This is a genomic window from Bacteroidota bacterium, from assembly GCA_034439655.1.
GTDB lineage: Bacteria > Bacteroidota > Bacteroidia > UKL13-3 > UKL13-3 > CANJUD01.
The window spans coordinates 1-8,536 of record JAWXAU010000130.1 but is presented as its reverse complement, the minus strand read 5'-3'; the positions used below and the strand labels follow the sequence as shown (position 1 = coordinate 8,536).

Below are 8,536 nucleotides of genomic sequence, written 5' to 3'. Positions count from 1 at the left end.
GCTGCTGTAAATAAAAAAGGGCAGCATTCTAAGTTTTAAAATTCGTGTTTCAAACCTTTATATTTATTAGAATCGAATTATGAAAGAGGTCTATTGAGTGTCGGTATAATATATAGCCATGACAAAAAACCAATAAGAATTTGACTTCGTTTACTGAGCATTTAGATGCTGAACATGGTAAACGTGGTGCAAAAAAACGTGAACAATATGAAGAAGGATTTGAAGCATTCAAGCTTGGTGTAATGCTGCAGGAACTAGGCAAAGCACAAGGTATGACACAAGAGCAATTGGCTGAGAAATGTGGTACTACTAAAACATATATATCCCGTATTGCGAATAACGCAAGCGATATAAGACTTTCTACTTTACTGCTGATAATTAGTGGAGGGTTAGGTGCACAATTGAAGCTGAGTGTAAATAGATAATGCATTGTTAAGGTTGGTAAGGACACCAACCATGGAAAGCTATATAATCCCCTAAAATATATACCTCGCTTCTACCCTAGCAATATGCACGGCTTTGCTTAGTTCGCTTTTGCGACCATCATATACTATACTTAATTGGGTGTTTTTTGCCAGGCGATGTTCCCATGCCATGCCCCACACTATATTATTACCATTGAGCAAACCGTTGAGCATTTCGAAGCCGATGGGTGAGTTTGCATCGCCATTAAATTTGATATGGTTATAGCTGAATTTTACAAGCAAACTTCCGTTGTTTTTATATAAGTATTTAAACTCGGAAGTGATTTCGTTGGTGAGCGTTTGGGTAGTGTCGTTATTATATTTATTTTGGGCATTGAAGTTATGATAGTACATTTTGAAACGCATATCCTGCGAGGGCTGCCACTGGATAGCGGGCTGCCAATCGGTATAATAGAAATGATAGTTTCGGTTTTCGAATGAGGGTGTATTGAGTTGTTTGTCGCCATATAATATATTGATATTTGCTTGCCAACTTTTACCAATACTTTTACGCACATTTATATATTGTTCTTTCTTTTGCTTGGCCTCCACACCAGTAGTCAGTAATTGCTTTTGACTGTTTTGTATATAGCCAAATTCAGCTCCCCAATTATTGTTATACTTATTGATAAACCATACGTGACGCAGAACTCCGCTGAGGGTGATTAATCCCGTATCAGCTATAATCGTGTTAAATGGATTCTTTAATGCAAACCTTGTGCTTTGATTTTTCTGCTCTACCCGCACGTTGGTAGTATTGGAAAAGTATGATAGTAATTTGAAAATTCCCTTTTTATTTTCCCAAAGTTTATAGGGTTCCCAAGTAATGGTTTGGTTAATGCGGGTGATATTGGTTTTGACGTATTCATTGGTGGGCAAAAATATTTTGATAAACCTTGCCTTGTCTTTAAACACAGCTATTTCAAATTCATTGAGCTGCTGTATACTGTCGGCATTATAATCGTTCCACTGGTATATGCCATTGCCCGGCTGCACTTCTTGGTAAGTAAACTGCCGTTTAAGCTCACGACCATTCCCTGTTTGGAAGAATGAATTGATATATAATGTTCGTTTAAATAATGCAATTTGATATTCGCCACGAAACAAAGTATTGTCTTCTATTTTATTACTGGAAACAGTATCGTTTATAAATCTGCGGTAGTTCAAACTAAGATCCAATCTGCCCGCTTTACCGCTTGCCTTATAGGTTCCATCAATATTATGCGATGCGTTAAGGTCAATGAATTTACCCTCAGAGGGAGCTTTATCTTTCCGATAAAAGTAACCCAATCCAAACTGCGATTTTAAAGTATCATTATTATTTATTCCTGCACCATATTGGTCGTAATTGAAGGAATTATATAATAAAGAATCGGGATTGGTATTATAATTAAATGTGCTTCTTTCGCTATTGGCATAAATTTTAGATTTTATATATTTTCCTGAATGACCTAGCTCTGCACGCCAAGTTTTGTAATTGTTTACAGGAATAGTATTTAAAGTTATATTACTTCCGGTAGTATTATAATTGCCCAATACAGTCCATTTATTTAATGTGATATCTGTTGAAAAAGCATGGGCTATTCCTTTCAGAAAATTATCTTTGTGATATAAGGAGAATTGATACGATGTTTTCACAAATTCTTTATAATACATATTGAAACGCGACATAATGATTTGCTCTCGAAAACCCGTGTCGGTGGCTGTTTTATTGTTAAGGGCACGCTCCCAACTTCTTTCAAATTCTACATTCCGATAACGTTCTACATAACGAAAATTCTTGTTTACAAATTCCCACGAACTGGTATTATCGACTTTTAAATTCTTATTTATATTAAGTTCTTTATATACTTTTAATCGGTAGCCAATACCTTGGTTGTTTTGATCGTCTTTGGGAGAGAAAGTATTTCTATCAAGACTACTGATGGCAAGCTCCTGCTCTATTTTTGTTTTTGTATTGGGTGTGAATATATGTACCAACGAGGTCATTTGCATTTGCTTGGGTGCAATAAGTGTTTGCACAGGTTCGTAACTTCCTTGTAATAAACCTACCCATTTAAACACCCTGCCATTGGCACCGCTGCTGGCTATATTATAACTTCCCCTGCCCTGCCCCACATAGCTAAAGGCCAATTGGTAGTAAGGCGTATCGGTACCCGCCGATTCGGCATATATATAATACTTTACGGCATTACCATTGATGATGGTATCAATTTTATTATATAATAATTTTGTTTTATCATAATAGTCATTGGCAATGGCGTTTTCAAATTTTGTTTGTGATGCATCATTACCTGCTTTGGCCAATATGAGTTTTTGTTCATCACTTAACGTTTGTTGGAAGGGCTGATTTTTCAAATCCTTCTCGGTATAATAGTTCACTACAATCTGATGCTTCTTTATTTCAGCACTTGCTCTTGTAGTATATACCACACGCCCGTAATTGCGGTCGCTGTACTGAAATTCAACCACAATACGACTGTAGCTATTAATCAACCTTCGTGGCATAAACGTAATTTCTCCAGTATTATAATCTATAATATAATCGTCTTGCTCACCACGGGTCATTGGCAATCCATCTAGATATACTTTTTCGGTACCCGAAAGTATGATAATATATAATTCGCCATTGATTCCACTCAGTCTATAAGGGCCTTGGTTTCCTTCTTGCCCATTAAAAGTATTACGACTGAAACGCCCACGACTTATGGCTCCTTCGCCACCTATATTATATTTAATGCCCACTTTTTTGTCTTCCCATCCGTGGTCGAATTGTATACCCCGAGATTTTTTATCGTACGCAGTGAAATAAGTTTCTTTGGGTTTCTTCATCTGAAAATCGCCCAATACTACACGCGTTTTATTTTTGGAAAGTTCTATATATACCTTGTCGAAGTCCTGCACCTGTCGGCTGCTACCATCAACTTGTATGGGATTGTTATCGTCGCTAATAGCGGCTTTCACCTCCACATCATTATTTATTTTGCCACTTATTTGCAAGTTCAAATTTGAGTTCACCACCAAACTTTGCGTATTGCCTACCCCTATTCCACGGCTCAACAAACCACGCATTTCCAATCCAGAAGCATCAATGGAGAAGGGGTCGTTCTCTCCCGGTGTGTAAGCAAAAGGATTGATGAGAGGTTGATAATCTTTATATATAAATTTGGGGTCTTTTCTTCGAACCGTATAGTCGAGCTTGCGGGGAAATGTATGGTATATAATAGCAATATTTGTGTGCGGTGATTTGAAAACTATGATAGACTTAATATAGTCGATGGTATATAAAGAATCAAGAACGGGTATATTATTTTGCAGAACTTTCACGCTGCCATATATGATAGGAAGACTGTCGAGTTTCGCTGTATCATATATTTGCTCAAACTGCTTGGAACGCTCTCTCCCACTTGTTTGTGCGGTAGCTGTATGAGCTATACCTAGTAAAAAAATAATATATATAATTCTAATTAGCAGTTGCACAAATATAGTCTATAATAGTGAGACTTGCGGTTGGCGGGGTTCCGATGTTACGAAGCCTCGGAACGGAACAAACACGGATAAGTTTTGGATATATGTATGGGGCATCAAACTACTATACTTTTATTTTTCCATTTTTTAGTGAAGTATGCAATCAAAAAAGAACCGACCAAGGTAGGACCTAGCCACAAAACCCAAGGCGGATTGAAAGTAGCAACATTCACTAGGAAGGCTGTTGTGGTAGCGATATACGTTCCCATCATCATACCTATATGCTTTATGATCCATTTTCTGTAATATGGGAAAATTACAGGGTTTTTCCTAAAGGTATTCAAATCATTATATACATTAAACAGTAAAATAGAACCAAAAATAATCAAAATAAAAATACCTTCAATTTGGTAAACTACTATCATATATATAGGGTAAATGACCATGAATAGAGCCGTTACTAAGCCAATATAGACGGGCAATTTATCTTTCATAGTGGGTTTATATTTTTCGACCAATCTATAATAGAATAATGCTCTATATCCGCTAATGACCATATACAAAGAAAAAATACCAATAGACAATAAGAAGGGATTGAATTTCATTAAAGCTAAAACAAAAGATGATACTCCTACTGCATACATTGCCCAATAAAATATTTTGCCTGTTTTCATATGTAATGAGCCACCTTTATTAGCTACAATAGCGATAAATCCTGTTAACAAAGCTATTGCTCCGCATATAATGTGGAAAATTAGGAAAACCCTATAAAAATCCATTCCTGACAGTTTAAGTTCCATTTGCAAATAAATATTTTTAAGTTAACCAACGAAAACACATGAGGCAAAGTTATGGGAATGGAGTAATATTGTAAAGTTTTTAAAAACCAAAGTAAACACTTATGCACCACAAGATTGCATTTCCATTGCTGTTTCAGATTGCATTTAACCTCATGCCTATATACGGTGTGATTGTAGGGCATTGGACATTATTCTCTGTTATTTATCTATATTGGATGGAGACCATGATCATCTCTTTTTTCTCATTCATCAAAATAGTGAGTGCCCAAGGTGATAAGCCTACTGGCGATGTAAAATTTAAAGCATTTGTTGTTACAGGATCTAAATGGAAATTGGGGTTTAAGTACCTGTTTATTCGCATTGCCACTTTGTTGTTTTATCTCTTGTTCATCGTGGTTTTTGTTGGTTTTATAGCATCGAATAAGGGTGATGGTAGTAAAAATTTCGACTTGGTTTTATTGAGAAATCCTGTGTTTAATTTAACTTTACTGCTTTATACCCTAAGCCTTGGCATGGATTTGATGTGGCATTATTTCGGGAATGGCGAATATTTGCGAGCCCATCCTTCTGACAATGCCTCGTTTATTGATGGACGAACCATTGTGATGCACATGGTGATAGTATTTGGTGCGGTAGGTTTCAGTTTTGTTAAAGAGAATTATCCTTATAATGGTGAGCTGGCTCAATTATATTTTATTGGTGTTTTTGTGTTGGTAAAAACAATTGCTGATGTGCTGTTGTATTATATGGGTAGGAAGCCTGTTGTGGCTTCATAGAACGTCATTTCGATCCTCAGTTGTCGGAATCAATGCATAGAAATCTGCTTCGTAATAACGATTCGCCGCGGGGAAGCATAGTCCGATAGTTATGGGACGAAGCTAAAAAAATAAGTGTAATTATAAAGTTTAGGTAACGATCCAGATAGCAATTGGGACGCAATGACGGATATTATAAAATTATCACATATTTTCGCCCTGTTTTTCTAATTACTACTATGCACAAAATACTCCTCATCATCAGACGTGAATACCTGACCCGCGTAAAAAAACGTTCTTTCATTATTATGACCATTCTAGGCCCAGTGCTTATTGGTGCTCTATATGGTGTAATGATTTATTTAGCCGTCAATTCGGGAATAGGTGAGAAAACCAAAACCATTGCTGTGCATGATGAGCAAGGTTTTTTCAAAGATAAACTCCTCAATGATGACAAAAATGTATTCGTTTTTTCTGATGAAAACATTGACACCTTAAAAAGCCAAGTATTATATAAAAAATACGATGCCCTCATCATCATACCAAAAACTGATTCTATAACTTATATCAAAGATATTGACTTTGTAGCCGAGCAACAACCAGGAGTCGCCATTATTAATAAACTGGAAGACAAGTTTGAGGAAATCATCACCAATATCAAGATGAAGAATATGAACCTTAATCAAGCTCAGATTAAGGCAACCCGCACCAGCATTGCAGTTTACCCCAAGTTGGTTAGCGAGACGGGAACGGAGGATGCAAGTACAGGCAGCTCATTTATAGGAGCTATGGTACTCACTTATATTATATTTTTGTTCATTATGCTATATGGCATACAGGTGATGCGTGGTGTGATAGAGGAAAAAACCAACCGAATTGTAGAAATTGTAATAAGCAGTGTAAAGCCTTTTCAATTAATGATGGGGAAAATCATTGGGATTGCTTGTGTGGCTCTTACCCAGTTTGCTATATGGATTGTGCTCACCATCACCGTTACGGGCGTTATGAAAAGCTACTTAGTTAGCAATGTGGATATGAACCAAGTGGAGCAAGTAATGAAGAAGAATGCCCATGTGCCTGCTGATGAATATGAAAAAGCTGAACAGATGCAAAGCTTCATGAAATTTGAGAAAGCCGTATCTACGCTCAATTTCCCTTTAATACTTTTCTGTTTTGTATTTTATTTTATCACAGGATATTTATTATACGCATCGCTCTATGCCGCCATTGGCTCCGCAGTAGATTCAGAGACAGATACGCAGCAGTTTATGCTGCCTGTAAATCTGCCACTCATCTTCTCCTTCTTCATAGCTTTTAGTTCGGTAATGAACGACCCCAATGGCAGTTTGGCTTTTTGGGCATCTATTATACCTTTCTCCTCTCCTATTGTTATGATGGCCCGCGTATCGTTTATGCAATCGTTCAACTGGGAAATAGCACTTTCTATGGGTGTAATGTTGGTTTCCTTTGTTTGTATTGTATGGTTTGCCGCAAGAATTTATAGAGTTGGGATTTTGATGTATGGCAAAAAACCTACGTTTAAGGAATTAGGCAAATGGGTTTTTTATAAGTAGTAAATTTATATAACTCAATTTTACATTTTTGATATGATATGACTTTACGCATATTTTTCTGATAAATTCTGCAATTACTTTTGTCGCGTCAAATCAACTATTAATGTCGAAAAACACCATTGTTCTAGCTATTTGCTCACTCTTTATTTTTGAGCAATGCAAATCGAAAAAAGATACCGAGAGTCCTGTAGTATCTATATCAAACCCACAAGAAGGTGCCAATTATACCAAAGGCCAGAATCTAAATCTTAAAATAAACTTTACTGATAATGACGAATTGCACCATGTGGTGTGGAGCATACAAGGCAAACAGAACAATGTGATAGTAAGCCAATATGATATGCATGTGGACAATAGCAGTTGGAGCATTGACACCAATATTATGATAACAGATTCAATAAATACTGATTATTTACTAAGTACTGAAACGGAAGATCATTCAGAAAATTTGACCAAGAAAACTGTATCGTTTAGTATTAAATAATATGAATAAATTATATTGCTTTTTGTTTCTCGCTTTTATCATAAATCGTGCAAACGCTTGTGATGCATGTGGCTGCGATATATCGAGTCGTATTTTTCCTACCGATAGTAAAACCTATTTAGGTTTGGGGCATCAGGTAGGATACTATAATGGTAAGCATGGCCATCCAGGAGAAAGTATATATTCGCGAAGCAAAGAGGTTTTCAATCGTACAGATTTGTTTGTGAAATACGCACCCAATAATAGAATTGAATTTATTGGGCAAATACCTTGGGTAAACTATTATATATATTCAAATAGTTATTTAATAAACAATATATCAGGATTGGCTGATGCTACTTTGCTCGGCAGGTATATATTTTTATCTAAAATAAAATGCCCTACCTCTCACCGTTTGGCTATGGGTGCGGGTTTAAAGCTACCTACAGGGAAATATATTGCAAACATTAATACCGACAACCCAAACTACCAACCGGGAAGTGGAACTGTAGATTATATATTTAATGTGAATTATTCTTACCGTAAAAATGATGACGGATTACGTGCAGATGTCAATTATCGTTATAATACAACTAATAAAAATCAAATAAAAAAAGGTAATTTATTTGCTGGTATTATCGAGTATTTTCATACCAAAGAACTTGGAAGAAATACTAAAAGTATTATATATACAGGTATCGGTTTAGAAAATGTTTCAAAAGACAAGCTCCCCGTTATTAAAGACTTTACACCCAGCACACGCTTATATGGTGAGCTTACAGCAGGTGGAGATATTTATTATAAAAAGATGTTTGCCAGTTTGCGTATTAAAACTCCAGTATTACAAAGCAGAAATGATTTCCAGCTTCCTTATTATGGAACAGTGAATATTTCTGTGGGGTTTATGTTATAACGACACTCAATATATAATAGTCCAAAAGAAAGGGACTAATCCCCCCGCATCCCGATAATTATCGGGATTAAGCGGGGCTTTCGGGATGTAGTTCGGCAT

Annotated in this window: 7 protein-coding genes; 5 read left to right on the top strand and 2 right to left on the bottom strand. The window is 36.2% G+C overall.

Going from position 1 to position 8,536, the window contains the following annotated elements; genetic code table 11:
• Positions 1–140: 140 nt before the first annotated feature.
• Positions 141–425, top strand: a complete 285-nt coding sequence (locus SGJ10_09300) for a helix-turn-helix transcriptional regulator (GenBank protein ID MDZ4758321.1) — start codon at positions 141–143, stop codon at positions 423–425.
• Between the two features lie 51 nt (positions 426–476).
• Here the strand turns inward: SGJ10_09300 and SGJ10_09295 are convergent, their stop codons facing one another.
• Both SGJ10_09295 and SGJ10_09290 read right to left on the bottom strand, forming a co-directional pair.
• Entirely contained in the window at positions 477–3,944 is a 3,468-nt protein-coding gene (locus tag SGJ10_09295) for a hypothetical protein (GenBank protein MDZ4758320.1), read from the bottom strand.
• A 104-nt stretch (positions 3,945–4,048) separates the two neighbouring features.
• The gene (locus tag SGJ10_09290) at positions 4,049–4,732 is read right to left on the bottom strand and encodes a hypothetical protein (protein ID MDZ4758319.1); all 684 of its coding nucleotides are present in this window, start codon (positions 4,730–4,732) and stop codon (positions 4,049–4,051) included.
• A 101-nt stretch (positions 4,733–4,833) separates the two neighbouring features.
• Here SGJ10_09290 and SGJ10_09285 point away from each other — a divergent pair, with 101 nt between their 5' ends.
• The 4 genes from SGJ10_09285 to SGJ10_09270 all read left to right on the top strand — a co-directional run bounded on the left by SGJ10_09285 (position 4,834) and on the right by SGJ10_09270 (position 8,437).
• Entirely contained in the window at positions 4,834–5,508 is a 675-nt protein-coding gene (locus SGJ10_09285; GenBank protein MDZ4758318.1) for a DUF6498-containing protein, read from the top strand.
• Positions 5,509–5,726: 218 nt separating this feature from the next.
• On the top strand, positions 5,727–7,061 hold the full coding sequence (locus SGJ10_09280; protein MDZ4758317.1) for an ABC transporter permease: 1,335 nt from the start codon (positions 5,727–5,729) through the stop codon (positions 7,059–7,061).
• Positions 7,062–7,164: 103 nt separating this feature from the next.
• A complete protein-coding gene (locus SGJ10_09275; GenBank protein MDZ4758316.1) occupies positions 7,165–7,545 on the top strand; it encodes an Ig-like domain-containing protein in 381 nt (126 codons plus the stop codon).
• A gap of 1 nt (position 7,546) precedes the next feature.
• Positions 7,547–8,437 carry a transporter gene (locus SGJ10_09270; GenBank protein ID MDZ4758315.1) on the top strand — a complete coding sequence of 297 codons (891 nt, stop codon included), beginning with the start codon at positions 7,547–7,549 and terminating at the stop codon, positions 8,435–8,437.
• Positions 8,438–8,536: the final 99 nt, after the last annotated feature.